A 25,199-nucleotide genomic window follows, 5' to 3' on the forward strand; every position below is an offset into this window, starting at 1 on the left:
AATTGTCTCAAACTTAAAGTTTGTTGGAAACGCATAATGACACAAAGAAAGAACTGAAATACTGCTTTAAGGCGTTAGAAAATCAAAGATTTTAAGTAGGTAATAAACCATCATTATATTAATTTTAGTAATTATATATAGAGTTACCTTAATTTTTAATAGATAATGCAATCTTCTCCAACATCCACGTAATCTGTGAGATCTGCGGGAGACAATACAATGCAGTCTAAAATTTTATCGAAGATAAAATCTTTCCGTCCTTATAGCATAAACATGCTGCAGAATATTTGCGCTCTTGCATTTTCCAACAACAATAATCGAAAGACAACCCTCTGATTTAGATATGGAAAATAAAAAAACTACCCCCAAGAAAAAACAGGGAAAATCCCTGACCAAAAGAATTACAGGATGGCTCCATCTCTGGCTCGGACTTGTTTCCGGGATTATTGTACTTACCGTTACACTTTCCGGAACGGTTTTCGTGTTTTGTGATGAGATTGTTGACCTTTGTGCCGGAAGTGCCAAATATGTTCAGACTCCGGCCCATACAAAAAAAATGACTCCGGAAGAATTACTGGTTAAATTTCATGAACAGGTTCCGGACAGAAAAGCTTTCTATTTTGATAGCTATAGAGATGCAGACAGAACTTTTCGAGTAGCCTCTGCTACCAAACCGCCAAAAGATAAGAATGCTGAAAAAACAGAAAAATCTAAAGGTAAGGGGCGTGGTCCGAGAGGTGTTTTCGCCTACCATTATCTTGATCCTTATACCGGAAAAGTAATGGGATCTACAAAAAGCTATGAATTTTTCTATGTGGTAGCCCACATTCATGCCCAATTGCTGGCAGGTAAATTCGGAAAAACAGTGGTAGGAGTAGCTTCCATTATATTTTTCATTCAATTGATTGGCGGCTTAATTCTCTGGTGGCCAAAAAAATGGAATAAAACAACAAGAACCACTGCATTTAAGATCAAGTCAGGAACCAAGTGGCGTAGAAAAAATTACGATTTCCATAATGTTTTCGGGTTTTATTCACTCTTGCCAGCTGTGTTTATTACCATTACCGGGCTGATTATGGCTTATAAAGTTTTGACGGACCTTACTCAGGTTACTTTTGGAGGCGCTCCTGATGCCCATAAGATTGCAGAACAATATGATCCGGTATATGATCCTGATAAACAGGCATTACCTTTTACAGATTTTATAGACCGTAGTTTTAAAGAGATTCCTATGGCACAACAAGTCAGAATGAGTGTCCCACGTAAAGATTCTGCAACAGTTTACAATGTGGTAGCTGCTCAATTTATAGGATTGAAAAGTATTATTGATGGAAAAAGTAAAGAAGTCAATAAGTATACAGGAGACGAAATTAATTATCCAAAAGAAGTGCTCATGCATGAAGTAATTGAGCATATGAACTTTGATCTTCATGTAGGATATTGGGGCGGAATGTTCGGGAAGATCTTCACATTCGTTATCGGAATTATCTGTACCAGTCTTCCGGTTACTGGATTTCTGATCTGGTGGGGAAGAAGGAACAAATCCGGTAAAAAAGGAAAAGAAATTAAAAATATTCATCAACACAGAAAAGAGTCACAACATGAACAATTGGTTTAAAATTTTATTTTTATCTGTATTTTCATTCTTCACATTGGGGAAAGCTCAGGAAAAGCTTATAATAGGAGAGAAGCAGACCTTATTTTCTAAGGTTTTAAATGAAAACAGGGAAATCTGGATTCATCTTCCTAAAACGTATAATGATACAACCATCAATCCTGCAAAATATCCGGTTATCTATCTTTTAGACGGTGAAATCAACTTTGAATATTATACAGGACTGACAGATTTTATTGCCAGAACACCCTATGCGGATATTCCGGAATGTATTGTAGTGGGAATTAAAAATACAGAACGTACAAGAGATCTTACCCCAACAAAATCACAAAAGAAAAGTCCGGTAAATCCTGCTGTAACTCTTTTTGCAGACAGTGGCGGAAGCGAAAACTTTGTGAAATTCATGCAGGAAGAACTAAAGCCATTTATTAGCAAAAACTACAGAACACAGGAGTATTCAGTTTTGGTAGGGCATTCATTCGGTGGATTATTTGCCATCAATGTTTTTCTTACCCATCCCGATTATTTCAATGCATATGTTGCCAATGATCCAAGTTTATGGTGGGATAATGAAGTAACCATTTCAAGAACACAAGCTTATTTGGAAAAGAATAAAAAATTTCCGGCCAACAAATCTTTATATGTTTCTCAGGCAGATAACGAAGAACAACAGAAAAACTGGAATTCAGATATGACCCAGGCCATTGAAAGATTTAAAGGAATTGTAGAGAAAAATGGTACTTTGAATTATAAACATAGCTTTTTTGAAGGCGAGACCCATGGAACGGTTTCTTATCCTGGAAATTACGAGGCTTTAAAATTTATATTCAAAGGTTTCAGAACAGACATTAAGCAGCTTGCTAAAAATCCGGGTTTATTGGAATCAGAATATAACACATTTTCAGGAAAAATGGGGTCAGAGTTTACGCCTTCAGAATCTTATCTGAATGTAGCTCTTAAATTCATGAAAAGTAATGACTTCAAAGAATCCGAAACTTATTTTATAAACCTGAAAAACAAACTTTATCCTAAGGTTAAATAATTGAAATATGCTATAAATAGGATGTAATTGGGGGTAGATTGATACAGATTCAATCTACCCCCATGTTTATTTTGACTTATTGGTTCTTTAAAAGGCTTTGCAAATCCCTGTTGAACTCCTCCTGTGAAGTTTCAAGCTTTGAAAAGAACTCGCGATCAAAATTTTCAACAGCAATCACTGCTTTTTTAATCGTTTTCTTTCCGGTTTCAGTTATTTCAATAGTTTTAGCTCTTGTGTCCGTCGGATGTTCTTTTCTGCAGATAAACTCTTTCTTTTGTAAAGCTCTCAATACCTGAGAAGTCGTCATTGGATCTATTTTGGTATGATGTGAAAGAATGATCTGGGTAACTTCAGTTTTTTGAAGAGACAGCCAATGAGTGCTGGCTAATATAACAAATTGTGAATGAGTGAGATCAAACGGCAATAATGCTTTCTTAATTTCCCGCTGCCAAAGATTGGTAACCTGCCACAGTAAAAAACCGGAACTGTCCTCAGCTTTCTGTACACTGAATGTATTATCCTTATTCATTTAGATCATTTTTGAAGCAATTAAATTAAAATCTTTTTCAGAAATTTCAAAAAGCCCGTAACGGAACGGATAACCCCAGAATTTTTTATTCTCAATGAAATCAAGCTGATCAATCAGCGGAATGATGGAACATTCTTTACAGTCATAAAATTCTATATCTCTTCTGAACGGATTAAATGTTTCTGTCATTTGAAAAGAATAGACTTCCTCACCCATTACTTTTCCTATTGCTGTGAAATTCTGTAGTTTTTCAGAACTATTCATTTTTATTTTGGAAGAATACACGATAATATAGTCTCCCTTTTTCATTCGCTGCAACGGAGCCTTCTTCCCATGGCAAACCTGTATAAAGTTACCTTCAACTCCACGTTCTGTATGTTCTTTAGACACAGAGGCCATCCAGTATCTTATCATAATTTTTTTGCATTTTTAATTTGATTGGCAATATCTTCCGGGAGATGTTGTACAATATCATTTGCTACCAGTTTTATCCAGAGTTTAGATAGTAATCCTGTAACAGTCATAGTGATTGTAATCCTTAGTCCATTTTCAGTTTCTTCATAGATGTGCTCTCCATACATTTTAGCTAAAGGAAATGAGGTTAAATCAGTAAATTTTTGTAAAGGAATTATTTCAATAAGCTTGATTTTTACTTTTGGACCTCCTTTAGGTTTCAAAATAAAAGATTCTCCCTCCTTAAACTCTCCTAAAAGGGTTGAATACTCAACTGTTTCATCCCAATCTTTCCAACGATCAACGTCTGTTGCCAATTTCCAGATCTGCTCTCTTGTAACTTCTTTTGTATGTACTGAATATGATTTTTTCCACATAATTATATTTTGTAAGTACAAATATAATAAGTGTACATATTAAATACAAACAATGCATACTGTTAATTTAAAGAATAAATTGTAATGTTTTGTTTGTTAGTGTTTTAAAGTTGATTATTCCTGTCTTATAAAATAAAGACAGGCAAAATTAAAAAATGCCATGGGTATCCAGAATGGAGATGCCAGTACTGTCGCAAAAATAAACATAGGAATTACTCCTTTTAACCCGGCAGTTATTATGGTGTCTGTTGGTAAGCGGTTACCCATTGAAGTAAAAATACAGGCGATTAATAAGGCAGAGAGGCTTAGAACTGCTGAAATTCCAGCCAATTTCCATCGTTCATATTTTTTAGGATTTATGCTTAATTTATAAAATGCAATTCCATAAATTATGAATACAAACAGTGAAATAAGGATATTATAAAGGAAAGGTAAATCCGGAAAAATAATGATTAATATGATGTTGCCAATCAGTAAGTTAATGAAAATGCAGAGCATAAACAGGAGTATATTTTGTTTCATAATTGTGCTTTTGTGTTGTGATAAAATTACATTATTTTTTGATTCTGAAAACTGTCTCTGCAAAAAAAAGCAAACCTGTATATTCACAGATTTGCTTTTGAAGTTATTTTCATGAAAAATCTCTCACAGATAATGCTGATTGACCATATCTGCGCATGAATTTTTCTGTTCAGTAATTTTAATGTCTGTTATCACAATTAATACTAAGCTCTGTACTTTCTTTATCTAAAAAGGTAATGGCCCGACATCCGAAAGAAGGCGAGATAAAATTAAAGACTACCGGTGCCTTTCCTTTAAAAAGTCTGCCTGTCCATTGAGCATAATAATTCGTTTCCTCATTGGGCATTTTTTCAAGAGGATTAAACTCTGCACCATCCTCAATGGTAAATGTTTTCTCAAACACTTTTTCATGATGATCGTTAATGACTACCAGTTTGCGTTCCTGAGGACCATATTCTTCAAGAAGATCCTGTACATAATAGGTTAGGTTTTCATAGGTATATTGATAAGTGCCACCATACTTAAGCGTGGAACCGGAAAAATATTTTTTCTGAATATCGCCATCTGCCTTTTCCCATTTAATCATCTTCATCTTATTTTCTACAAATGGACTTTTACTGCCAAAATAGGCAATTACATTCATGTATTTATCAAAAATATCGTTGCCTTTTTGAGTGCCAATTTGGAATCCAACCATGTAGGATTCAGGATCAATTTCTTCCCCTTCACCCATATAAGGAGAAAGATAGGCAACTGCTTTTAATTTACTTACAGGTATTTTTTGCAGTTTATTCTTTTCGTAGTTGTAAAGATAAAGTGAATCATTTTCAGTAATGTGAATGCCATCCAGTATTTTTTTTCTGTACGTAGGATCCAGTTCAATATAAGTCATCTTTTCAAAAGGAACGTCCTTTTGTTTCTTTAGAAAGTCTGCCGGAATAGTATTTTTGCCGTTGTAAATGTCCGATACGGAGATAAAAGTATCCATAAGATCCTTACGCTGCATGGTGGAAACATTGAAAATGTTGAAATTCTTAAAATCTATTTCCTCTTCCGTTGTAGCCGTTTTTACAGAATCTTTTACAATGGCTGGCTGATCCTGAATTGGTTTTTTGTCGTCCTTTTTACAACTGATAATCATCAGCTGTGAACATAAAAGCACTAAGGCTGTGTTAATCTTCATTATTAAGAATGTTTTGAATTTAATTTATAGTAAGGCTCAGAATAATATTTACTGGGTTTAATGTATGCCACTTTCCTGTCAGCATCAAAAATCCAGATAAATCTTCGCATCATGTCTGCGCCAAAATAACTAACATTTTGATTCTTAAGATCTCCTGCAAAAAATCCTACAGGAGCCTCTCTGAAAACAAAATCACCAAGTTTGAAAGATGGAAGAATTCCCTGTTTAATAACCAGAAGCTTATTACTGGAATTTTTCAGCGTTTTTTCTCCAATAATCTTTAGTTTTTTGTTGAGATCATATTTTTCAGCAAAATCATTACTATACAATATACCTCCTGAGTAACCGGATTGAAGCACAAAATAAGTTCCCTGCTGCTTATCTCCATCTATAACATTATCCCCAGAAATGTGAAAAACTTCGTTCTCAAAAGTAATTTTAATAGGCTGAAACCCTTTCAGATCAGGTTTCTGATTATAAATCACAAACTGGTTGCTGTCATAATCAATCTTAAAGATCTTTCCCTCAAAAAGTCCTGTTCCAATTTTTCCATCAGCTTCCAAACCAGCCAGCTGATTGTCTGTAAACGTAATGTCTCCCCAGCTCATGCTGCCAATATCTACTGTATTATGTTCACTTATTTCCTCTTTATTAAAAATAATGTGATCTGCTTTCCGCTGCCGTTCCGGAGAAATAGCACCATCCTTCATGGCAATTTGAAACATCAGATCTAAAGAATCCTTTTTGTTTACAAGTGTTTTTACAATGATGTTATTATATTTTGTAACCCGGAAAGGAATAGTTTGCTGGGCTTTTATGCAGAAAAATCCAAAGGAAAGAAGCAGTGAAAAAACTGTTTTTTTGAGCATTATTCGTGATTGGTATTTAAACCTTTAAATTTACCCATTATCTTTGGAACACCAAATAATAAAATGATATGATTGAAAAGTTACTTCAAAGCGGAATTCATTGGGAACATAAAGAATTTAAAAGGAATGAATTCCTGAAGACTTCAGGAAGTACGGATACTTATATTTATTTTATCGAAAAAGGAAGTGTGAGGATCTTTATGACAGATGAAAGTGAAGAAAGGATTATCCGTTTCGGATATGCCGGAAATATTATTGTCTCTCTGGATTCTTTCCTTTCCGGGAAACCTTCGGAACTTTATATTCAGGCCATCAAGAAAACAACGGTAAAAGTGTCTTCAAAAAAAGATTTCTATGAATTTATTCAATCTAATGAAGAGCACATGAAATTTTGGATAACTGTTTTGGAAGATCTTGTACTGCAGCAGCTGGAAAGAGAAAAAGATTTACTGATCAATGCTCCGGGTGAACGTTTTGAAAGAGTTTTAAAAAGAAGTCCGAAGCTATTTCAGGAGGTTCCCAATAAATATATTGCCAATTATCTCAGGATGTCTCCGGAAACCTTATCAAGGCTTAAAAAATCTTGAGTTCAATCAAGATTTAAGAATAAACCAATTCGGAAATTTGTAAAAAAACAGTAATGAAAATCTCAACTACAGTATTGTTAGACGAATTAAAAAGCAGAACCGGACAACATTTGCAATATGCTGAAACTCTTTTATTGAAACCGGAAAATGAACTGAATTTCAGAATGACTGCTGATAGCTGGAGTACTTTGGAGTGTCTGGAACATCTCAACCGTTACGGAGACTTTTATATTCCTGAAATCTCACGTAAAGTTTCTTCTTCCAACACAACCCCGAAATCTGACTTTAAGCCCGGAATTCTAGGAAACTATTTTGCTAAAAGCATGCTTCCCAAAGAAAAACTAAATAAGATGAAGACGCTTAAAACCATGAATCCAATTCATAGCGAGTTAAATAAAGAAGTTGTGAATGAATTTATAAAACAGCAGCAGCAATTACTGGATCTACTGGACCAAGCAAGGTATATTAATCTGGAAAAAATGAAAACTGCTATCAGTATTTCAAAATTAATAACCCTGAAATTGGGAGATACTTTCCGTTTTGTTATTTATCATAATGCAAGGCATATAGCCCAGGCAGAAAGAGTTTTAAAGAATATATAAAAGAGAGCGTATGAATTCCGGAAAAGTAGTAATTTTAAACTAATGGAAATCATACACCAAAAAACGATACAGACTCCATTGGGAGAAATGATAGCCTGTGCTATAGATCAGGGCATCTGTTTGCTTGAGTTTACAGACAGAAAAAATATTGAGAAGCAGCTCAAAGCTTTATCAAAGCAACTGAAAGCTGAAATTGTAGAAAAGGAGCACACCCATTTTCAACAGCTGGAACAGGAGTTAAAAGAATATTTTGAGGGCAACAGATCCAAGTTTGAAGTTCCTTTATTTACCACAGGTACAGAATTTCAGGAAAAAGTATGGCAGCTGCTTCGTGAAATACCAATGGGAGAGATCAGAACCTACAAGCAGCAATCAGAATTTCTGGGGAATCCAAAGGCAATACGTGCTGTAGGAACAGCCAATGGAATCAATAAGATCGCTATTTTAATTCCATGTCATCGTGTTATTGGCTCCAATGGGGAATTGGTAGGTTATGCAGGCGGAATCTGGAGAAAACAAAAGCTCTTGGAACTGGAAAAAGCCATTTTATTTTAAGTTGATGGAAGCAGGATGTACTGTAAGTCGTTTAATGAATGGTGTTTATTGTGAAATCTGGTCAAAAGCTTAGATATATCACTTAAATTGACTTAAATTATTGACTTACTTTCAATAACTTCCAGCTTCCTGCCTCTAACTTCCTTACTCAAAAAAATACCTGTTCATTTTTCGGTTGCAGCCACCTGAACAATCTTCCTACTTTTGAATAAAAAAGATAATGATCAGTTTCAAAAATTTACACCAAAATAATGAACCTCTATTATTGGGCAATGTATGGAATGTACAGAGTGCAAGAGTATTAGAAAAGGCTGGTTATAAAGCCCTGGCAACCTCAAGTTCGGCAGTTGCGATGAGTTTAGGATATGAAGATGGAGAACAGATGAGCTTTGAAGAGTATTTTTATATCATCAAAAGGATAAAAGCATCCGTTTCAATCCCTTTATCTGTAGATTTGGAAGGCGGATATGGAAATACCCATGAAATAATTGTTTCCAATATCATACAATTACTGGAAATAGGTGTAGTAGGAATAAACTTGGAAGATAGCTGTATGGTTGACGGAAAGAGAGAGCTTTTAAATAGCGATGTATTTTTTAAAAAATTAAGTAATATTCTGTCAGCATTGAAGGAAAGAAGGAGTGAAATCTTTATCAATGTAAGAACCGATCCTTTTTTATTAGGAATAGAAAATGCATTGGAAGAAACAGTAAAGAGAATTGAACTGTTTGAAAAACTGGATGTAGATGGAGTATTTGTTCCCGGAATGACCCATATTGAGGATATTAAAACAGTTGTAAACGCCACATCTCTTCCAATTAATGTGATGTGTTTAGCTGATCTCCCGGGTTTTGAAATCTTAAAAACATTAGGAGTAAAAAGGATTACTTCAGGAGCTTTTTTAAACAATCATATTTACCGCGAGCTCGAAAGAATCAGCAATACAGTTACAAATAACAAAAGCTTTGCAGCACTTTTCATCTGATTATGGAACTTACAGAACAAATTATGTACGATGCTTCCTTTCGTAAGGATTCTTCGTTTGAAGGAATTTTCTGGATGGGAGTTAGGACAACCGGAATATTCTGCCGGCCAACCTGTACTGCCCGTAAACCCAAATTTGAAAACGTAGAATTTTTTTCCAATACAAAAGAGGCTATGTTGAAAGGGTATCGTCCCTGTAAAGTTTGTAAGCCGCTGGAAACCATGAATGTAACACCTTTGTATATCAAGGAGTTGCTGCAGGAGATTTCTGGTGACCCTACTTTAAAACTTAAAGATTATGATTTAGTGAAAAGAGGGTTGGAGCCGGCAACGATACGCAGATGGTTTCTGAAACACCATGGAGTAACATTTCATACTTTTCAGAGAATGTCTAAACTGAATACAGCATTTAAAAAACTTCAGCAAGGAGAACTTGTTACAGAAGTTGCTTTTGATTCAGGGTATGAAAGTTTGAGTGGCTTTAATGAAAGCTTTAAAAATATTTTCGGAGTTTCGCCTGGCAAAAATAAAACAGAAAAGATTATTGATCTGAAAAGAATTGAAACCATGCTGGGAACAATGGTTGCCTGTGCTGATGAGCATGGAATTTGTCTTCTTGAGTTTTCAGACAGAAAAGCTCTTCCTACAGAACTGAAGAATATTTCAAAATCCTTTAATGCTAATATTGTGCAGGGAGAAAATCCTCATTTTACAAAGTTGGAAAAGGAACTCTCCGAATATTTTGAAGGGAAAAGAACTGAGTTTACAGTTCCTCTTTCTCCGGTAGGAACTGCTTTTCAGAAAGAAGTATGGGTGATTCTACAACAAATTCCTTACGGTAGAACAAGAAGTTATCAGGAGCAGGCTGATATTCTCGGAAATTCTAAATCAGTTCGGGCTGTAGCCAATGCCAACGGATTAAATAAAATATCCATTCTGATTCCCTGCCATAGAGTTATTGGAAGCAATGGCCATCTAACGGGCTATGGGGGTGGAATCTGGAGAAAACAAAAATTATTGGAGCTAGAGAAAGCTATTTTATTTTGATTTTCGTAATTTTAAACAAAAATTTACACGTGAAAAAGTTATTAGCAGCAGTTTGTATTTCAGTTTCAGCGTTCACTTTCGCACAGGATTATTCTGTACCAGCGGCAAGTCCGCGTCAGAAAGTAGAACAGCAGTTTTCTATGTCTAAAATTTCTGTCGACTACGGAAGACCGGGAGTAAAAGGACGTAAGATTTTTGGAGAACTGGTTCCTTATGGCCAGATTTGGAGAGCAGGAGCTAACTCATCTACAAAAATTACATTTGGACAGACCGTTAATTTTGGCGGGAAAAATGTTCCGGCAGGTACTTACGGATTATTCATTGTTCCTACTGAAAAAGAATGGAAAGTAATTCTGAACAAAGATTTCCAGCAGTGGGGCGCATATACTTATGACCCGAAACAGGATGTGGTAGATGTTACAGTACCGGTAAATAAACTGGCAGACAAACAGGAATGGTTTGAAATTACCCTGAACCCAACAGATGAAAACTCAGGAAATCTTGTGATTAAATGGGATATGAATCAGGCTGAAATTCCGTTGAAACCGGCGAAATTAGATACAGTAATCAAGATTTCTGATAAGTTGAAAGAAATCCAGAGAATAGAATCAGACTCTAACAAAAAAGGCTAAGCATGAATTTTTCTATTCAGCCTGTTTTAGAGAATGAAGAATTTCAATTAATCCCCTTACAGCAAGGGGATTTTGAATCTTTATATGAAGTAGCATCAGATCCTAAAGTATGGGAACAGCATCCTAACAAAGACCGTTATCAAAGAGAAGTCTTTGAAAATTTCTTTCTGGGAGCCATGGAAAGTAAAGGCGCCTTCAAAATTGTTGAGAAAGCAACGGGAGACGTACTGGGAAGCAGTCGTTATTATAACTTTGATGAAAATGACAGTCATATTTTCATCGGCTATACTTTCTATGGTACAAAATCTTGGGGAAAAGGAACCAATCCGAAGGTTAAGAAACTGATGTTGGATTATATCTTCCAACATGTAGATAAAGTTCATTTTCACATCGGAAAAGAAAATTTCCGTTCACAGAAAGCACTGGAAAAACTTGGTGGGATAAAAATAGCGGAAGAAGAAGTGGCTTATTTTGCAGAACCTACAAGAACCAATTTTGTATACGAGATTAAAAAAGAAGATTGGGCATGAAAAAATATAAAATCCAGCAATCACCATTTGTCGTTCCTACTACAGATGGAAAACTGATTGAAGAACATTGGGGAAATTCTACAGGAAATTCTAATATTTCCATTGCCCACATGGTAGCTCCCCCGGATTGGAGCGAGCCTCATCAAACTCCTGAATTTGATGAATTTACTTACATCATTTCAGGGAAAAAACAGTTTGAAATTGACGGAGAAATTGTAGTACTTGAAAAAGGAAACAGTATTCTTATAGAAAAAGGAGCAAGAATCCGTTACAGTAACCCATTTTCAGAGCCTTGTGAGTATCTTGCGATCTGTCTGCCTGCATTTTCAATGGAGCTGGTAAACAGGGAAGTGGAAGGAGTAGATTAAAAGTATTTATGGTGACACAGATTTGTCCTGAATGTAAGGGGAATTCTTTTACATGGTGCTCTCGCTGTAATACAATACAAAAAATAGAAAAGCTGTCTCGAAACTGAGATGGCTTTTTTGTCTTAAAACTGAGTAGAATATTTTAATTAAAAACAATAAAAAAAATATTTTAGATATCAGTAAGTTATCTTTTTGATAAGGATATCATCATCTGTAGATACCGATTGTTATTAATTATTTTGTAAGTTCGCGCGCCGAAAATAAGTAGGTACATTTAACTTTTTAATAAAATATATGAAAAACAATCTATCCCTTGTATTGTTGTTAGGCATTGCGCTTTCCACAACTTCTTGTGCAACCATTTTTACAGGAACCCGTGATAAAATTACTTTCAATTCCACTCCTGAAGGAGCTAAAGTAATTCATAATGGAGAGGAAAAATGTGTGACACCTTGTACTGTACCTATTTCTAGATCTTTAAGTAAGCAATTCGTTACTATTGAAAAAGAAGGCTTCGATTCACAGAAAGTAAAGCTGGATAAGTCATTTAATGCAGTAACGCTTCTTAATATCCTGTTTGGAGGGGCAATAGGCGTTGGAATTGACGCTGCAACAGGCTCTCTGACAAAATATTCTACTAAGAAATATAATATTGAATTAGAGGCAAAGCAACCATAAAATAAAGATGTAAAAATAATAATGTACCAATGAATGACTCACGCCAAAGCATTGGTACATTGCTATACTGTTATATTGTTACATTGAATTTACTTCAGTATTTCCTTTAAAAACATCAAGGTATGATTCCAGGCTCTTTTAGCCATTGTTTCATTATAATCCGGAGATTTAGGATCTGTGAAAGTATGTTTAGAATGAGCGTAAGTAATGATTTGCCAGTCTGCATTTCCCTCATTCATTTCTTTGATGAGGTTGCTGTAATCTTCAGGTGTTACTCCTTTGTCATCTGCCGGATTTTCAACCAAAATTTTAGCATTTAATTTTTCATTTTTTCTGCTTTGATCTCTTCCCAGGCTTCCATGAATAGAAACTACTCCGGCAACAGGTAAATTTCCTCTGGCAGATTCCAGTGCGCCTGTTCCTCCGAAACAATATCCGATAATGGCTGTTTTATCAGCAATGGCTCCATTCTTTTTCAGCTGTTCTAATGCCAGTGAAATTCTTTTTTGATATTCTGCATAATTCTTTTTGTAATACCCTGAACTTTTAGCTGCCTCTTCACTGTTAGCAGGAATTTTTCCTTCCCCATAAATATCTGCAATGAAAGCAATATACCCTTGTTTTTCAAGTTCAAGGGCTGCTGTTCTGGCTTCTTCATCAATGCCCTTCCAGGCGGGAAGAATAAGGACTCCGGGAAGTTTTTTTCCTGCATTGGAAGTTATTAAACCATTCAGTTTTTGTGAACCGTCCTGATAGGAAACCGTTTTAAGGTTTTGGCTGAAAAGGCTTCCTGAAACGATAATACATGCGGTTAATAAGATTGAACGTATCATATTTTTTATTTTTTGTGATAGTTTAGGAGTATTAAAATTGCTTATAGCTCAATGTTTCAATTACTAATAAACTTTTTTTCATATTGACTGTATTACTTATCTAAATTAATGAAAATAACTTAGTTGAGAATTATTAAATATTTATAATGTAGAGAATCAGATCTCAACACCCAGATGAGCCAGTTCCTGCTTCAGATCTGTATCCGGCTGAATATGGATGGTATTGAATCCAAGCGCTTGTGCCATTTCAATATTCTTAGAATTATCATCAATGAAAACAGATTCTTCTGCATGGATGTTATATCTTTCCAGTAAAACGTGCCAGATTTTAGGATCAGGTTTAATCAGTTTTTCCGTTCCGGAAACCACAATTTTTCCATCAAAAAGCTGGAAGAAATCATAATTTTCCAAAGCATAAGGAAATGTTTCAGCAGACCAGTTCGTTAACCCGAATAACTGATAATCTGTATTTTTTAATTGTCTTAAAACGTCAACATTCTGAGGGATATCGCTTTTCAGCATCACAGTCCAGTTATCATAATAAGCCCTGATGTCCTTTTCCCATTCCGGAAACTTTTTCACCTGGATTTCAGTTCCTTCCGAAAGACTTCTTCCTCGGTCCTGTTCAATATTCCATTCATCCTGAGCGATATTTTCCAGAAAATATTCCATTTTTTCATCATCCCTGAAATAATCCTTAAAGAAATATCTAGGATTCCAATCCATTAAAACCCCTCCGAAATCGAATATTATATTTTTAATTTTCATATTGATATTTGTTCTTTATTTTTTGCTCAAACTTTAGTCTGGTTTATAAAACACATATTGCTCATTTTCATAGTAGGCATGAATATGCTGAAGCCCATTCGTTAAGATGATTTCTTTAGCTCCGATAATAGAATTATATCGGGCAGTTTGTTCAAATGTTTTTTCCGTTAATTTGATTTGCGGAGCTTTACATTCGATAAGAATTACAGGTTCTGTTTTTTCGGTCACTAAAAGGTCAATTCTTTTGGTAAGACCATTGAGAACGATCTTTTTTTCAGTGATTAAAGCGGATGCAGAGTAGGACTTTACAGTAAGATAATAGTGGATCCAATGTTGCCTTACCCATTCCTCAGGAGTGAGCAGAAGATAAGTTTTACGAACCAAATCATAAATAAAAAACTTATCTTTGTCTTTCTTGAATTTAAAATCAAAAGTTTCCTGAAAATTCAGTTTTGGAAGTTCCATTAATAAGATGAAAGAATTAGATTTAATCCTCAAAAATATTAAAAATAAAGAAGTTTTACCTATTTATTTTTTCCACGGAGACGAAGCCTACTTTATTGATGTTGCCGTAAAAGCCCTTGAACATAACTTTTTGGAAGAGGATGAAAAAGCCTTTAACCAAACCGTTACGTATGGAAAAGATACTTCTTATCAGGAAGTTCTTTCACTGGCAAGACAGTTTCCTATGATGGGAGATAAACAGGTAATTATCGTAAAAGAAGCTCAGGATCTGAAGTTCAATGAAGAGGAAAACAGAATTCTGGATGCTTATGTTGAAAATCCTGTTCCTTCTACAGTTTTGGTTTTTGCTCATAAACATAAGAAGTTGGACAGCCGGAAAAAGGCTGCTAAAGCTCTAGATAAAGCCAAAGCGCTTTTCCTTAGTGAATCTGTAAAAGAAAGCAACCTTCCGAAATGGATTTCTGATGAATGTATAAAGCTGAAAATTAAAACCGCTCCTAATATTTCCCATCTTTTAGCAGAATATCTGGGAAACGATCTTTCAAGAATTGCCAATGAACTAAATAAACTGAAGATTATCCTTAAAGAAGGAGAAGTACTGGACGGAACCATTGTTGAAAACCATATCGGGATCAGCAAAGAGTACAATATTTTTGAACTTCAGAAGGCATTGGGAACAAAAAATGCTAATACAGCCTTTAAAATTGCCCATTTTATGGGTAAAAATCCCAAGAATAACCCTTTTGTGATGATGCTGGCAAGCCTTTACAATTATTTCTCCAATGTGATTATTTATCAGACGATGGCAGGGCAGCCACCACAAACCATAGCGTCTCAAATGGGTGTGAATCCTTATTTTGTGAAAGACTATGCAGAAAGTGCAAGATTATATCCTTTAAAACATGCCACAAGAGTCATTTCCATCCTGAGAGAGTTTGATATGAAAGGAAAAGGTCTTGGAGCTGTGAATATGGGAGAAGCAGAACTTATTAAGGAACTGGTGTATAAAATTATCAATGTAGATAAGATTAAAATGAAGGTCTAATTCTATGTTTGAGATAAGAGACCGAGATATGAGAGGCGAATAGATAATAGACAGGGAATAGATATCTTAAAAATAAATTATCAACTTTAAACCTCGTATCTCGTAACTGGCATCTAGCCCCTAAAAGCTATCTCTTATACCCTTATTGACAATCCACATATCTCTTATTGACAACTATCATTAAAATAACTTTAAAAAGCCGACAAAAATTACGAAATTAGCGGTCTTAATTTAATTACATCTTTTTTCGAACAAGTAAATTATGGAGCAAAACATTTTAGATTGTGTGATCGTTGGATCTGGGCCTTCTGGTTTCACAGCTGCTATTTATGCAGCAAGAGCAGACTTAAAACCTGAATTGTATACAGGTTTGGAGCCGGGCGGACAATTAACTACAACTACTGAGGTTGATAACTTTCCAGGGTATCCAGCAGGGATTACAGGTCCTGAAATGATGATGGATCTGCAAAAGCAGGCAGAAAGATTTGAAACTAAAGTGCATTATGAAATGATCACTAAAGCTGAGTTCTCAAAAGAAGTTGGCGGTGTTCACAAATTATACGCTGGAAATAAAGAGATCTTTGCTAAAACTGTAATTATTTCTACAGGAGCAACAGCAAAATATTTAGGTCTTGAAGATGAGAAGAAATATGCAGGAGGTGGAGTTTCTGCTTGTGCTACTTGTGACGGATTTTTCTACAGAGGAAAAGATGTAGTGGTAGTAGGAGCTGGAGATACAGCCGCTGAAGAAGCTACTTATCTTGCTAAACTTTGCAGAAAAGTAACATTATTAGTGAGAAAAGACGTTTTCAGAGCTTCAAAAGCAATGATACACAGAGTAGAAAGTACTCCCAATATTGAAGTGAAATTTCACCATGAGCTTATCGGAATTGAAGGAGAAAACAGCTTAGTAGAAAGAGCGGTAATTATCAATAACCAGACTCAGGAAAAGTCTACTGTAGATGTTGAAGGAATCTTCATCGCTATTGGCCACAAACCGAATACAGATATTTTCGTAGGTCAGGTAGATCTTGATGAAAACGGATATATCGTAACAGAAAAAGGTTCTTCAAGAACAAATCTACCGGGAGTTTTTGCGGCAGGAGATGTTCAGGATCATATCTACAGACAGGCTATTACAGCTGCAGGAAGCGGATGTATGTCCGCAATGGATGCAGAAAAATATTTAGCTGAATTACACTAATTATTTAGCTTTCAATTATACAAGGCGTGCCCAATGGGTGCGCTTTTTTGTTATTAATAACGAAGTGCTTTGGTTGGAAAACGCTAAGATTTTCAACTCTGTAAACTTATTAATCCTTCAAATAAAGTAGAGTAATGTAATGAAAACATTAATATATTTGCGAAGTTTCAAAATGATTGAATATAAAACTTAGTAAAACAACAGGCATGAAAAAAGTAACCGCAATTGGAGGTATTTTCTTTAAATGTAAAGATCCGGAACAGGTAAATGATTGGTATAAAACCCATCTTGGCGTGGAAACCAGTCCATACGGAGCTAAATTTGACTGGAGAGAAGCGGAATCTGATAAAAAAAGATACACGCTATGGAGTCCGTTTAAAGAATCTACCCAATATTTTGAACCTTCAGAAAAGGATTTTATGATTAATTATCATGTGGCGGATATTGAAGCCTTGGTAGAGGAGTTAAAGAAGGAAGGTATTACGATTCTGGATGAAATTGCAACGTATGAATATGGAAAGTTTGTTCATATTATGGATCCCGAAGGAAATAAAATTGAACTGTTTGAACCGGCAGGAGAGTAGAAGTCTGTGGCATAGTAAAAATAGGAACTGTTTCTGAATGGAGCAGTTTTTTTGTTTTTCGGAACTTCAATCTATTGTGAAATAATAAAGCATTGCGTATATTTGATTGTTAGGTGATATTTTACGAAAAATCATTGTAAAAGAAAATGGAGGAAATTTTTAAAACATTCAGGCCTCAAAGTTCTATTGTTAGAAAATATGTTGACTATTATTATTTGGACATTAAAAATAATAATACAACCAATGAGTTTCAATGTTTTCCGCACTTTAATAACTCGATTTCTCTTTATAAATCCCATATCAGATTAGAAACCAAAGAAGTGATTTATGATGAAAACGCACCTCCATGTCAAATTTTTACACCAATTCGGGAAAAAGTTCTGCATGTAAAACAATCCGGAAAAGTGTATAGAATTGTAGTTGTGTTTCATCCTTTGGGAATTCATCAGTTTTATGAAAACCTCGATTTTACGGACTATATTACTGGCTATGATTTTTTTACTCAGAATGAACTGAATGAAATTTTCTCAACAACAGACACTGAAATTCATAAAAGCCTATTGGATGGGTTTCTTGAAAAAAGATTCAAGAAATTTGAAAATGTAATTCTAGAGAAATCTATTGATTATATTTTCAATCATTACGAAAACTTTTCAGTGGAGAAAATCTCGAGAGAAATTGGTGTTAGCCGACAGCATATAAACCGACTTTTTCAGGCTCATTTGGGAGTTTCTGTTAAAAAATTCAACGAAATTGTCCTGTTCAGACAAACCATCAATCAGAAACTTTTTGAAAATCCTGACCGTAATTTTACAGAGCTTGCTCACGAGTTTAATTTTAATGACCAGTCTCATTTCAATAAGACTTATAAAAACTTCACAGAAAATTCTCCAAAATCCTTTTTCTCTAAAGGAACTATCTTGGGGCAGGAAGATACACTCTTCTGGCATTTACTACCTTAAATAATAATGTTCCATTTTTACAAGTTTTTCTGATTTGCTGTTATTAGTTTTGTCTCATAAATTTTATTGATGAGATATGGTATAATGATGCTTCTGATTTTTTTTGGCTTTTTTGTAGAAGCACAGGAAAATTATTCTACAATTGCTGAAAAGGCATCGGAATTAATGGAGGAGGCTAAAGATGAAGCAGGTTATAGAAAAGCATTTGATCTGTATGAAAAGGCATTCAAAATTTTTCCTGAAAGTATTGATAGTGAAGGATTGTATAGCGCATCAATTCTGGCTTCAAAACTGAAAAGTAATGATAAAGCATTTCAGTATCTTATATCACTTTCATCAGTAAAAGGCGATGGGAACAGCTTTCCTGGCTGGAATTACATTCTTGAAGAGGATGCTGAAAAAGAGTACAAAAATCTGCTCTCAGATCCAAGATGGAATGCATTGAAGCAGCAGACTGAAAAATATAAAACGCAGTTTTATAATGAACTACAGGAAAAAGAAAATGAGTTTTATGATGTTAATAAAAATAATCTGAAGGAAATTAAAGACTCTGAGGTACTATACAGAGCAATTAGAAATTTCAATCCTTACCAGCCGAAAAAGGATAGGGATTATTCTATTGCATTCAAAATAAATGATACTGTTAAAACCTCATTTTTTATTCATTTTCCTGCTCATTATAATCCTCAAAAGAAATATAGTTTACTGTTTTTTCTTCATGGGGCTGTAAGGAATAATGAATTGATAGACTATCAGCTGGCTGATTGGAATTTAAGCGGCTGGAACAGGTATTATAAAAAATATGCAGACTGGAATGATGTGATTATGGTTTTTCCAAGAGCTAGCAAACAATACAACTGGATGCTGTCTGATACTGGATTTTTTATGATTCCTGAAATGCTTAAACAGATTAAAAAGACGATTAATATTGATGATAACAAGGTTTTTATATCAGGACACTCCAATGGAGCAACAGGTTCTTTTTCTTATCTGATGAAGCAGCCCACGCAGTTTGCAGGCTTTTATGGATTGAACACCTATCCTAAAGTTTTCACAGGAGGAACGTTTGTGGAGAATATTAAAAACCGTTCGTTTATCAACTTTTCAACCGATAAGGATTATTATTATCCACCAAACGCAAATGATGATTTTTCAAAACTGATGAAGGGAATACATGCTGATTACCAGGAATTCCGTTACAGTGGATTTCCACACTGGTTTCCTCAGTTCGACGAATCTGAAGTAGCTTATCAGATTATTTTTAAAGATCTGAAGAGTAGAGAAAGAAATCCATTTCCCTTGGAAATTTCATGGGAATTTGATGATGAAAGATATGGAAATATAGATTGGATTTTCAACATTAAATTAGATACACTGAGTAAGAAAGCGAACTGGCACAAAGAACTGAATTTTAAAATCAATAAGTGGCTGGCTTATGATGATCATGATAGTTTAAAAGTTCAGAACGTAGATAAAAAGGCATTTGATTTTCCAAGAAAATCAGGTAAAATAAAAGCAGAATATGAGCGGAATATTTTCCGGATTGAAACCTCTGATATTAAATCTCTTTCAATCAATATCTCACCGGAAACAGTGGATTTGAAAGAAAAAGTAAAAGTGTATGTCAACGGAAAACTTTATTTCGACGAAAAAATAAACTACAACCATGAATACTTACTTGAGAATTTTTTTAATACTCAGGACCGGGAGCAAGTCTGGGTTAATTATATTGATGTAAAAATATAATACCCTATTGATTTCCGGGAAAGTAAAAACCTGTTTCGAAAGAGACAGGTTTTGTTTTTATGTATATTGAAAACTCATTAATCCAAAATATAAATTTTCTTTTCCTTAAGATTAAAGCCTAGTTTCTTACCCAGCCAGTTAATACTTGTTTTGCCCTCATAGATCAGGCCTTCCACAAAGAATACATTGGGTTTATCTACTTTCGCAAACGAATTGGAAACAGTGTTTACACTTCCTTTGTAGAACTTATTGGTAATCGCAGGATTGAACTCGCTTTTCTTTTCAATAAGCTGAAGTCCTTCTTTCTTAATGTTTAAAGTATTCATAAGACGCTCACTCAGCCAGAAAGAATCATTTCCGGCACCGGAGTCCAGCAGAACATTGATTTTGATATCGTTGACGTTAATATAAGTGGTGATATCCAGAGACTGGTCTGCATTGGTAGACAGTTGAATATCTACGACTTTCTTACCACTTAATTTTTCTTTTGGAAATACAATTTCTTTAGTTGTATAATCTATAATGAATTCAGTGTCATAAAGCATGGGCAGGGAGATAAGTCCGTCTATTCCCTTGATCTCCATATCGTGGGTAGTGTACCAGGTGTTTTTAAATGCTTTACCGTTAAAAACAATCTCTTTTGATTTAAACATCGGTACCGTAAGCTGTTCCCCGGTAGCACGAAAAGCGGTAAGGAAATTATAAGAATCCTTTTGACTAAGGTCTTTGGAGAAATTATTCAGAAAAAGATTAACACCCCCGCCGGTATCAAAAATAAAATTTCCTTTTTTACCCTCTACCTCGGCTTGAACAATAAGATGGCCGGATGGTAATATATTGAGCGGTGATTTTTGCGCGAATGCAGTCGAAGAGTATAGAAATACAGATGCGGCAAGAACTGTTTTTTTTTAATGATTGATTGAACATTGATAATGTAGTTATTGTTTTTAATACTGTTCACCATTAATTGATGAATATTGCAAATATAAAGTAAAGTCATTTAATCAGAGCTTTTGTAATCGTCGATTCTTGCCATAAGGCAAGCCGACCAACAAATCAATTTAATTTAATAGCTTTACTAAACTAACTGATACAAAAAATATTACATATGACTCCCCAATTTGAAGCAGGAATTAATATTGCCATTAAAATTCCGAAAAGTAAATACGAGAAGACCATAGCTTTTTACAGAGATATTTTAAAATTACCTGTGGAGGAAAAGAAAATTAATAACCCCACGGTCTCCAGAACCCATGAAGTGAAATTCGGGAACAATATCATCTGGTTAGATTGTGTGGATAATTACACGCATTCAGAAACCTGGTTGCAGCTCACTGTTCCTAATGTTGAAGAAGCAACACAATATCTGCGGTCAAACGGAGTGGAAACCTGCGATGAAATTGAGGAGCTTCCTGAAAATATGCATTGGATTACGGATCCGGCAGGCACGGTGTTTAATGTACAGCAAACTTCATCCTGAGATAAAAACAAAATAGCTCACAAATACAAGAAAACCTACTGTAATGAGTAGGTTTTGTTTTTATAGAGAAAGAAAATTGCTGTGTTTTAATACTTTTCCAAATCAGAAAAACTTAAATCCTGAATTTTGGGCAATGATTTTATTTTGATCTTTTGAGTTTTCTTATTTAATATTTTATCTGAGCCTAGTTCTTGCTGAAACTCTAATTTAGTTTGTGCTAAGAAGTCTATTTTAGCTTCAGACGTAGTATTTTTCCCATCCCAGATTACCCGTGATATTTTAATCAGTTTAAAATTATTTTGATTAAGCCTGAATTCATAAGAACTTTTCCGGTTATTAATATCAGTAAGCATTTTTAAGTTACCGTCTTCAATAAAAAACTCAGGAATGTTATTTCCGTTATGTTCCCCTTTTTTATGGGCGGGATATTCACTTTCAATGATTTTGGTAGAAGATACTACCAGCTGAAGTTTTTTATTGGGTTGTGAGAGGAATATTTGTATTTTTAATGGTCTGGTCTCATCCTTTACATCCATTTCTACAACAACTTTGTCATGAGCTTATCTTTATTCAGATCTCCTTCTTCATTTTGTACCTGAGTGGTATAATTATTTTTATCAGCCGTTTTTTGTGAGTATATATTGATTGTTGCTAAAAGAAGAAATAAAACAATATACAGCGATGATTTTTTTTATATTTTGTTTATGATAAGGATTTGGTTTATAGATACTTTAGTTGTATTAGTTTGACATAAAAGTGGAATCCGATCCGCGGTTATTGGGTTTTATCGTTCACCTAGAGGAATATCTATTAATCTCTCTTGTTTCATTCTGAACTCAGTTTCGTTAATCGGTTTATATACCACTTCAGTGCTTACGGGATATTTTGCAAGAAGGCTTTTGGGCCTGATCGGACGCTTTTCCAATCCACCACCACAGTTTGGGCACACATTTTTAAAAATATTGTCAACACAATCTTTACAAAAGGTACATTCAAATGTACATATCATGGCTTCAGGAGAATCATAGGGTAAAGGTTTCTTACAATTTTCGCAGCTGGTTCTGATCTCTAACATGTATTAAATGGTTCTGATTATTTGAAATACGAAGTTAGCTTAAATTTAGGAGAGATAGAGGTATTTTTATGATTATTGGGTTTGTTTATTTTGCTGGATTCTTATGAGTTGTATATCTAAGTTTATTCCAAAATAATCCTAGCCAAAACTCTTTATTTAAATGCTGTAATATATTTGGCAACCAAATCCAAAATTTTCGTGGAACCTGCTCCAATCAATATATTATTTTCGTCTACATTATTTTTCTTTGCCAGTTCGGAGACTAATTCTGGTGCAATATTCCAATTATATCTATTGGTTAATTTAATATCGGTTGAAATAGCTTTTAAAGCAAGAGGTGAGGGGGGCATAAGGATTTTCGTTTGAACGCAGAATAATAGATGAGTTGTAGTTAAAGATTGATGAGAGATAATTTTGAAAATGGTATGTATAGAGTACTTATCATGAGTGAAGTTTTTCAAGTAATCATTTTCAAATAGGAGAGAAGGGATTGTTTATGCCAAAAAAAGAGCCCTTATAAAAAGGCTCTCTTAGCGGAGAGTGAGGGAAATGAATCTTGTTAAAATCACCATAACTCATTTTGTGTAAGTGTTATATTTATCAATGTTTTACATGTGTTTGTGTAAGTGAAAATATATCGTTTTATGGTTAAATGAAAAATAATAAAGTCCCTGATAAAATCATTATGAGTTATACAGGTCATACCAGCTTAGAGGTGTTCAATAATTATTACCGTCCGAGTGAAGAGGATAAGATTAATTATATGAATGAGGTATTTAAATAATCCGTAAGCTTTGATGATAGCTCAAAAAATATTATTTTAGAGAATGGATCAAAAGAAAGTTTACGGACGTTGGAATTTTTGGGAAGAATTTGCAGGTTTTCCTATGATGATTTATTATTGGATCAGGGGTGAAAGGATTCAGAAAATGTTGTCGAACAGGATTGAAAAAGCCTAGTATAAAGCCAGCCAATTGATTCTAACGGAAAAAATGAAACATGAGTTTCTTATTGATTATGAAAAGCTGGATAACTTTTTCAGCTTCCACTTTAAAGAAATTGATACATCCAGAAGTCATAATTTTGACGAGAAAATTAAATACTGTTTACATCAGCACAGAAAAGAATCATCCAGACAATTAAGTTCAAGCAATTTAATGAAGCTTCAGGAGAATTTCTTGAGTGGTACTGAAGCTACGCTATTTCTGTACTTTGTATTGGATAGCAAGGTAAAAAGAGAGATCCGGTTGTCTGATATTATGATTGGAGAAAACAGCTCAGAAATTTTCTTGATTTTTTAAAGCTTAAAAGTTTATTGATGAAATCATAATCTACTGGTCGATCAAAAATTCTCAGTGATAAGAATACACAGATTCTTAAAAGACAACCACATTATTAATCCTGATTTTCAAGATACAACAATCATGGAAGCTATGGAAAATGAGTACAATACCAACTTTGATAAAGGAACATTTTCCAGAGCCATCCTTGTAATACCCAGAAAATATGAACCGAGCAATTTTAAAACAAAATTGCTCGGCTCCTTATCTTTTTATGCTTAGAAAATCTTCACTTCTCTATATTTTACGAATGTGCCTAAACAGACTCTTAGTCTTAGAAACTAAAACCAGCCATGAATGAAAAATAATTGAATAAAATTTAAAATACTATGGAGTTATTTTAACATAACTAACAGAAGACCTCCCATTTATATTATTAATTATTTGAGTATCTCTAAGAGAACTGCGAACTCCCACATAATATGTAGTAGGGTTTGCAATCGTTATTACTAAAGTTCCTGTTCCCGTTCCTCCGTCCTGAGCGGCACTAACTGCATAAAGTAAAATTTCGGTATTAGGTACTGCATTTCCTGCAGAAGGAGCAGTACTGAGAAATCCTGTTGCAAACCCTTGACCTGTTTCCCCTGATGTATTAATCACCTGTGCTCGTAAACTATAAGTTATAAGGTATGTACCACTTGTTGGCAAAGTAAAGCTGAATACATTGTAATTAGTTGTGCCAGCTGTAATGTTTATGTTTGCACCAACCAATAACTCTCTTCCAAAAGCGGGTGTAAATGAGGAGCCTTGAACAGTAACTATATTCCCAGAATCATCTACCCCTAAGGTAGCTCCACTTGATACAGGAGATGTAGAAGTAAGATTTGTGAATTTAAGTCCTGATACATCCGCATTTCCTGAGTTTATTTCTAATTTCGATGTAGGAGACAGAGTTCCTAATCCTATATTTCCAGCAACATCAATAACCATATCATTTTCAGTTTGTGCTAAAGAGGGCACCCCTACTAATGGATTATCTTTTGCCCCGTCTACGTGAAATATTTGTTGAGGATTTGGAGTATTAATACCTATCTGTGAAAAAAACAAACCAAAACATAGGACTGAAGATAAGGTAATAAATTTTTTTTTCATTACTTTTTAATTTGAGATGTTAAATTTGACTA

Annotated in this window: 34 protein-coding genes; 20 read left to right on the forward strand and 14 right to left on the reverse strand. The window is 34.5% G+C overall.

Annotation, left to right across the window (positions count from 1 at the left end; all coding sequences use genetic code 11):
• Positions 1-343: 343 nt before the first annotated feature.
• Together J2772_RS06875 and J2772_RS06880 are read left to right on the forward strand one after the other, a co-directional pair.
• Positions 344-1,618 carry a PepSY-associated TM helix domain-containing protein gene (locus J2772_RS06875; RefSeq protein WP_209914838.1) on the forward strand — a complete coding sequence of 425 codons (1,275 nt, stop codon included), beginning with the start codon at positions 344-346 and terminating at the stop codon, positions 1,616-1,618.
• Positions 1,602-2,657: an alpha/beta hydrolase gene (locus J2772_RS06880; protein WP_209914841.1), complete on the forward strand. Its 1,056-nt coding sequence runs from the start codon at positions 1,602-1,604 to the stop codon at positions 2,655-2,657. The genes J2772_RS06875 and J2772_RS06880 overlap by 17 nt, the downstream gene beginning before the upstream one ends.
• A gap of 76 nt (positions 2,658-2,733) precedes the next feature.
• Here J2772_RS06880 and J2772_RS06885 read toward each other — a convergent pair whose 3' ends face one another.
• From J2772_RS06885 to J2772_RS06910, 6 genes are all read right to left on the reverse strand, one after another.
• The gene (locus J2772_RS06885; RefSeq protein WP_209914844.1) at positions 2,734-3,186 is read right to left on the reverse strand and encodes a MarR family winged helix-turn-helix transcriptional regulator; all 453 of its coding nucleotides are present in this window, start codon (positions 3,184-3,186) and stop codon (positions 2,734-2,736) included.
• Positions 3,187-3,600 carry an EVE domain-containing protein gene (locus J2772_RS06890; protein WP_209914847.1) on the reverse strand — a complete coding sequence of 138 codons (414 nt, stop codon included), beginning with the start codon at positions 3,598-3,600 and terminating at the stop codon, positions 3,187-3,189.
• Positions 3,597-4,016 (reverse strand): SRPBCC family protein, encoded by a 420-nt coding sequence (locus J2772_RS06895; protein ID WP_209914850.1) that lies wholly within the window; start codon positions 4,014-4,016, stop codon positions 3,597-3,599. The genes J2772_RS06890 and J2772_RS06895 overlap by 4 nt, the downstream gene beginning before the upstream one ends.
• Positions 4,017-4,130: 114 nt before the next feature.
• A complete protein-coding gene (locus J2772_RS06900) occupies positions 4,131-4,538 on the reverse strand; it encodes a hypothetical protein (protein ID WP_209914853.1) in 408 nt (135 codons plus the stop codon).
• A gap of 178 nt (positions 4,539-4,716) precedes the next feature.
• The gene (locus J2772_RS06905) at positions 4,717-5,721 is read right to left on the reverse strand and encodes a hypothetical protein (RefSeq protein ID WP_209914856.1); all 1,005 of its coding nucleotides are present in this window, start codon (positions 5,719-5,721) and stop codon (positions 4,717-4,719) included.
• A gap of 2 nt (positions 5,722-5,723) precedes the next feature.
• The gene (locus tag J2772_RS06910; RefSeq protein ID WP_209914859.1) at positions 5,724-6,590 is read right to left on the reverse strand and encodes a hypothetical protein; all 867 of its coding nucleotides are present in this window, start codon (positions 6,588-6,590) and stop codon (positions 5,724-5,726) included.
• A gap of 68 nt (positions 6,591-6,658) precedes the next feature.
• On the opposite strand from J2772_RS06910, the gene J2772_RS06915 reads away from it, so the two are divergent.
• From J2772_RS06915 to J2772_RS06955, 9 genes are all read left to right on the forward strand, one after another.
• Positions 6,659-7,177, forward strand: a complete 519-nt coding sequence (locus J2772_RS06915) for a Crp/Fnr family transcriptional regulator (protein WP_209914862.1) — start codon at positions 6,659-6,661, stop codon at positions 7,175-7,177.
• Positions 7,178-7,230: 53 nt separating this feature from the next.
• Complete coding sequence (locus tag J2772_RS06920) at positions 7,231-7,779, forward strand: DinB family protein (protein WP_209914865.1); 549 nt, start codon at positions 7,231-7,233, stop codon at positions 7,777-7,779.
• 42 nt (positions 7,780-7,821) lie between these two features.
• Positions 7,822-8,334, forward strand: a complete 513-nt coding sequence (locus tag J2772_RS06925; RefSeq protein ID WP_209914868.1) for a methylated-DNA--[protein]-cysteine S-methyltransferase — start codon at positions 7,822-7,824, stop codon at positions 8,332-8,334.
• A gap of 220 nt (positions 8,335-8,554) precedes the next feature.
• Complete coding sequence (locus J2772_RS06930) at positions 8,555-9,319, forward strand: isocitrate lyase/phosphoenolpyruvate mutase family protein (protein WP_209914873.1); 765 nt, start codon at positions 8,555-8,557, stop codon at positions 9,317-9,319.
• A gap of 2 nt (positions 9,320-9,321) precedes the next feature.
• On the forward strand, positions 9,322-10,365 hold the full coding sequence (locus J2772_RS24340; protein ID WP_209914876.1) for a bifunctional transcriptional activator/DNA repair enzyme AdaA: 1,044 nt from the start codon (positions 9,322-9,324) through the stop codon (positions 10,363-10,365).
• 29 nt (positions 10,366-10,394) lie between these two features.
• Positions 10,395-10,997 carry a DUF2911 domain-containing protein gene (locus J2772_RS06940; RefSeq protein ID WP_209914879.1) on the forward strand — a complete coding sequence of 201 codons (603 nt, stop codon included), beginning with the start codon at positions 10,395-10,397 and terminating at the stop codon, positions 10,995-10,997.
• A 2-nt stretch (positions 10,998-10,999) separates the two neighbouring features.
• Positions 11,000-11,527: a GNAT family N-acetyltransferase gene (locus tag J2772_RS06945; RefSeq protein WP_209914882.1), complete on the forward strand. Its 528-nt coding sequence runs from the start codon at positions 11,000-11,002 to the stop codon at positions 11,525-11,527.
• Positions 11,524-11,895 (forward strand): cupin domain-containing protein, encoded by a 372-nt coding sequence (locus tag J2772_RS06950; protein ID WP_209914884.1) that lies wholly within the window; start codon positions 11,524-11,526, stop codon positions 11,893-11,895. Before J2772_RS06945 ends, J2772_RS06950 begins: the two co-directional genes overlap by 4 nt.
• 294 nt (positions 11,896-12,189) lie before the next feature.
• Positions 12,190-12,573, forward strand: coding sequence for a PEGA domain-containing protein (locus tag J2772_RS06955; protein WP_209914887.1), 384 nt, complete (start codon positions 12,190-12,192; stop codon positions 12,571-12,573).
• An 89-nt stretch (positions 12,574-12,662) separates the two neighbouring features.
• Here the strand turns inward: J2772_RS06955 and J2772_RS06960 are convergent, their stop codons facing one another.
• From J2772_RS06960 to J2772_RS06970, 3 genes are all read right to left on the reverse strand, one after another.
• Complete coding sequence (locus J2772_RS06960) at positions 12,663-13,406, reverse strand: dienelactone hydrolase family protein (protein WP_209914890.1); 744 nt, start codon at positions 13,404-13,406, stop codon at positions 12,663-12,665.
• A 156-nt stretch (positions 13,407-13,562) separates the two neighbouring features.
• Entirely contained in the window at positions 13,563-14,174 is a 612-nt protein-coding gene (locus tag J2772_RS06965; RefSeq protein ID WP_209914893.1) for an HAD family hydrolase, read from the reverse strand.
• A gap of 33 nt (positions 14,175-14,207) precedes the next feature.
• Entirely contained in the window at positions 14,208-14,639 is a 432-nt protein-coding gene (locus tag J2772_RS06970) for a type I restriction enzyme HsdR N-terminal domain-containing protein (protein ID WP_209914895.1), read from the reverse strand.
• Between the two features lie 7 nt (positions 14,640-14,646).
• Here J2772_RS06970 and holA point away from each other — a divergent pair, with 7 nt between their 5' ends.
• The 5 genes from holA to J2772_RS06995 all read left to right on the forward strand — a co-directional run bounded on the left by holA (position 14,647) and on the right by J2772_RS06995 (position 20,180).
• Entirely contained in the window at positions 14,647-15,684 is a 1,038-nt protein-coding gene (gene holA / locus J2772_RS06975; protein ID WP_209914898.1) for a DNA polymerase III subunit delta, read from the forward strand.
• Positions 15,685-15,946: 262 nt separating this feature from the next.
• Entirely contained in the window at positions 15,947-16,888 is a 942-nt protein-coding gene (gene trxB / locus J2772_RS06980) for a thioredoxin-disulfide reductase (RefSeq protein WP_209914901.1), read from the forward strand.
• Between the two features lie 206 nt (positions 16,889-17,094).
• Complete coding sequence (locus J2772_RS06985; protein WP_209914904.1) at positions 17,095-17,472, forward strand: VOC family protein; 378 nt, start codon at positions 17,095-17,097, stop codon at positions 17,470-17,472.
• A gap of 146 nt (positions 17,473-17,618) precedes the next feature.
• Entirely contained in the window at positions 17,619-18,434 is an 816-nt protein-coding gene (locus tag J2772_RS06990; protein ID WP_209914906.1) for a helix-turn-helix domain-containing protein, read from the forward strand.
• A gap of 69 nt (positions 18,435-18,503) precedes the next feature.
• Positions 18,504-20,180: an alpha/beta hydrolase-fold protein gene (locus J2772_RS06995; RefSeq protein WP_209914909.1), complete on the forward strand. Its 1,677-nt coding sequence runs from the start codon at positions 18,504-18,506 to the stop codon at positions 20,178-20,180.
• A gap of 77 nt (positions 20,181-20,257) precedes the next feature.
• Here J2772_RS06995 and J2772_RS07000 read toward each other — a convergent pair whose 3' ends face one another.
• On the reverse strand, positions 20,258-20,833 hold the full coding sequence (locus tag J2772_RS07000) for a hypothetical protein (RefSeq protein ID WP_209914912.1): 576 nt from the start codon (positions 20,831-20,833) through the stop codon (positions 20,258-20,260).
• Between the two features lie 455 nt (positions 20,834-21,288).
• Between J2772_RS07000 and J2772_RS07005 the strand changes: the two genes are divergently transcribed.
• A complete protein-coding gene (locus tag J2772_RS07005; protein WP_209914915.1) occupies positions 21,289-21,660 on the forward strand; it encodes a VOC family protein in 372 nt (123 codons plus the stop codon).
• 86 nt (positions 21,661-21,746) lie between these two features.
• Here J2772_RS07005 and J2772_RS07010 read toward each other — a convergent pair whose 3' ends face one another.
• The 3 genes from J2772_RS07010 to J2772_RS07020 all read right to left on the reverse strand — a co-directional run bounded on the left by J2772_RS07010 (position 21,747) and on the right by J2772_RS07020 (position 23,085).
• Positions 21,747-22,196, reverse strand: coding sequence for a hypothetical protein (locus tag J2772_RS07010; protein ID WP_209914918.1), 450 nt, complete (start codon positions 22,194-22,196; stop codon positions 21,747-21,749).
• Positions 22,197-22,444: 248 nt separating this feature from the next.
• Positions 22,445-22,735: a DUF1272 domain-containing protein gene (locus tag J2772_RS07015; protein ID WP_209914921.1), complete on the reverse strand. Its 291-nt coding sequence runs from the start codon at positions 22,733-22,735 to the stop codon at positions 22,445-22,447.
• Positions 22,736-22,887: 152 nt separating this feature from the next.
• A complete protein-coding gene (locus tag J2772_RS07020; protein WP_209914925.1) occupies positions 22,888-23,085 on the reverse strand; it encodes a hypothetical protein in 198 nt (65 codons plus the stop codon).
• A 477-nt stretch (positions 23,086-23,562) separates the two neighbouring features.
• Here J2772_RS07020 and J2772_RS24280 point away from each other — a divergent pair, with 477 nt between their 5' ends.
• From J2772_RS24280 to J2772_RS07030, 3 genes are read left to right on the forward strand one after another with little or no spacing between them, the layout of a single operon-like run.
• Positions 23,563-23,694 (forward strand): hypothetical protein, encoded by a 132-nt coding sequence (locus tag J2772_RS24280; RefSeq protein WP_262899060.1) that lies wholly within the window; start codon positions 23,563-23,565, stop codon positions 23,692-23,694.
• Positions 23,695-23,727: 33 nt separating this feature from the next.
• On the forward strand, positions 23,728-24,036 hold the full coding sequence (locus J2772_RS07025; protein ID WP_209914928.1) for a hypothetical protein: 309 nt from the start codon (positions 23,728-23,730) through the stop codon (positions 24,034-24,036).
• Between the two features lie 54 nt (positions 24,037-24,090).
• Complete coding sequence (locus J2772_RS07030; RefSeq protein WP_209914931.1) at positions 24,091-24,297, forward strand: hypothetical protein; 207 nt, start codon at positions 24,091-24,093, stop codon at positions 24,295-24,297.
• A 105-nt stretch (positions 24,298-24,402) separates the two neighbouring features.
• Here J2772_RS07030 and J2772_RS07035 read toward each other — a convergent pair whose 3' ends face one another.
• Positions 24,403-25,167: a hypothetical protein gene (locus J2772_RS07035; protein ID WP_209914934.1), complete on the reverse strand. Its 765-nt coding sequence runs from the start codon at positions 25,165-25,167 to the stop codon at positions 24,403-24,405.
• Positions 25,168-25,199: the final 32 nt, after the last annotated feature.

The organism is Chryseobacterium jejuense, from assembly GCF_017877355.1.
GTDB classification, from domain to species: Bacteria; Bacteroidota; Bacteroidia; order Flavobacteriales; family Weeksellaceae; genus Chryseobacterium; species Chryseobacterium jejuense_A.

Excerpts from the sequence above, each read along its gene's own strand:
- holA (WP_209914898.1), top strand. The coding sequence starts at position 14,647 with ATGAAAGAATTAGATTTAATCCTCAAAAATATTAAAAATAAAGAAGTT.
- J2772_RS06965 (WP_209914893.1), bottom strand. The coding sequence starts at position 14,174 with ATGAAAATTAAAAATATAATATTCGATTTCGGAGGGGTTTTAATGGAT.
- trxB (WP_209914901.1), top strand. The coding sequence starts at position 15,947 with ATGGAGCAAAACATTTTAGATTGTGTGATCGTTGGATCTGGGCCTTCT.
- J2772_RS24340 (WP_209914876.1), top strand. The coding sequence starts at position 9,322 with ATGGAACTTACAGAACAAATTATGTACGATGCTTCCTTTCGTAAGGAT.
- J2772_RS06930 (WP_209914873.1), top strand. The coding sequence starts at position 8,555 with ATGATCAGTTTCAAAAATTTACACCAAAATAATGAACCTCTATTATTG.
- J2772_RS06885 (WP_209914844.1), bottom strand. The coding sequence starts at position 3,186 with ATGAATAAGGATAATACATTCAGTGTACAGAAAGCTGAGGACAGTTCC.
- J2772_RS06905 (WP_209914856.1), bottom strand. The coding sequence starts at position 5,721 with ATGAAGATTAACACAGCCTTAGTGCTTTTATGTTCACAGCTGATGATT.
- J2772_RS06875 (WP_209914838.1), top strand. The coding sequence starts at position 344 with ATGGAAAATAAAAAAACTACCCCCAAGAAAAAACAGGGAAAATCCCTG.
- J2772_RS06950 (WP_209914884.1), top strand. The coding sequence starts at position 11,524 with ATGAAAAAATATAAAATCCAGCAATCACCATTTGTCGTTCCTACTACA.
- J2772_RS06970 (WP_209914895.1), bottom strand. The coding sequence starts at position 14,639 with ATGGAACTTCCAAAACTGAATTTTCAGGAAACTTTTGATTTTAAATTC.
- J2772_RS24280 (WP_262899060.1), top strand. The coding sequence starts at position 23,563 with ATGGATCAAAAGAAAGTTTACGGACGTTGGAATTTTTGGGAAGAATTT.
- J2772_RS06985 (WP_209914904.1), top strand. The coding sequence starts at position 17,095 with ATGAAAAAAGTAACCGCAATTGGAGGTATTTTCTTTAAATGTAAAGAT.
- J2772_RS07000 (WP_209914912.1), bottom strand. The coding sequence starts at position 20,833 with ATGTTTAAATCAAAAGAGATTGTTTTTAACGGTAAAGCATTTAAAAAC.
- J2772_RS06955 (WP_209914887.1), top strand. The coding sequence starts at position 12,190 with ATGAAAAACAATCTATCCCTTGTATTGTTGTTAGGCATTGCGCTTTCC.
- J2772_RS06895 (WP_209914850.1), bottom strand. The coding sequence starts at position 4,016 with ATGTGGAAAAAATCATATTCAGTACATACAAAAGAAGTTACAAGAGAG.
- J2772_RS07035 (WP_209914934.1), bottom strand. The coding sequence starts at position 25,167 with ATGAAAAAAAAATTTATTACCTTATCTTCAGTCCTATGTTTTGGTTTG.
- J2772_RS06880 (WP_209914841.1), top strand. The coding sequence starts at position 1,602 with ATGAACAATTGGTTTAAAATTTTATTTTTATCTGTATTTTCATTCTTC.
- J2772_RS07020 (WP_209914925.1), bottom strand. The coding sequence starts at position 23,085 with ATGCCCCCCTCACCTCTTGCTTTAAAAGCTATTTCAACCGATATTAAA.
- J2772_RS06995 (WP_209914909.1), top strand. The coding sequence starts at position 18,504 with ATGAGATATGGTATAATGATGCTTCTGATTTTTTTTGGCTTTTTTGTA.
- J2772_RS07025 (WP_209914928.1), top strand. The coding sequence starts at position 23,728 with ATGAAACATGAGTTTCTTATTGATTATGAAAAGCTGGATAACTTTTTC.
- J2772_RS07005 (WP_209914915.1), top strand. The coding sequence starts at position 21,289 with ATGACTCCCCAATTTGAAGCAGGAATTAATATTGCCATTAAAATTCCG.
- J2772_RS07015 (WP_209914921.1), bottom strand. The coding sequence starts at position 22,735 with ATGTTAGAGATCAGAACCAGCTGCGAAAATTGTAAGAAACCTTTACCC.
- J2772_RS06925 (WP_209914868.1), top strand. The coding sequence starts at position 7,822 with ATGGAAATCATACACCAAAAAACGATACAGACTCCATTGGGAGAAATG.
- J2772_RS06945 (WP_209914882.1), top strand. The coding sequence starts at position 11,000 with ATGAATTTTTCTATTCAGCCTGTTTTAGAGAATGAAGAATTTCAATTA.
- J2772_RS06890 (WP_209914847.1), bottom strand. The coding sequence starts at position 3,600 with ATGATAAGATACTGGATGGCCTCTGTGTCTAAAGAACATACAGAACGT.
- J2772_RS06910 (WP_209914859.1), bottom strand. The coding sequence starts at position 6,590 with ATGCTCAAAAAAACAGTTTTTTCACTGCTTCTTTCCTTTGGATTTTTC.
- J2772_RS06960 (WP_209914890.1), bottom strand. The coding sequence starts at position 13,406 with ATGATACGTTCAATCTTATTAACCGCATGTATTATCGTTTCAGGAAGC.
- J2772_RS06920 (WP_209914865.1), top strand. The coding sequence starts at position 7,231 with ATGAAAATCTCAACTACAGTATTGTTAGACGAATTAAAAAGCAGAACC.
- J2772_RS06900 (WP_209914853.1), bottom strand. The coding sequence starts at position 4,538 with ATGAAACAAAATATACTCCTGTTTATGCTCTGCATTTTCATTAACTTA.
- J2772_RS06915 (WP_209914862.1), top strand. The coding sequence starts at position 6,659 with ATGATTGAAAAGTTACTTCAAAGCGGAATTCATTGGGAACATAAAGAA.
- J2772_RS06990 (WP_209914906.1), top strand. The coding sequence starts at position 17,619 with ATGGAGGAAATTTTTAAAACATTCAGGCCTCAAAGTTCTATTGTTAGA.
- J2772_RS07010 (WP_209914918.1), bottom strand. The coding sequence starts at position 22,196 with ATGGATGTAAAGGATGAGACCAGACCATTAAAAATACAAATATTCCTC.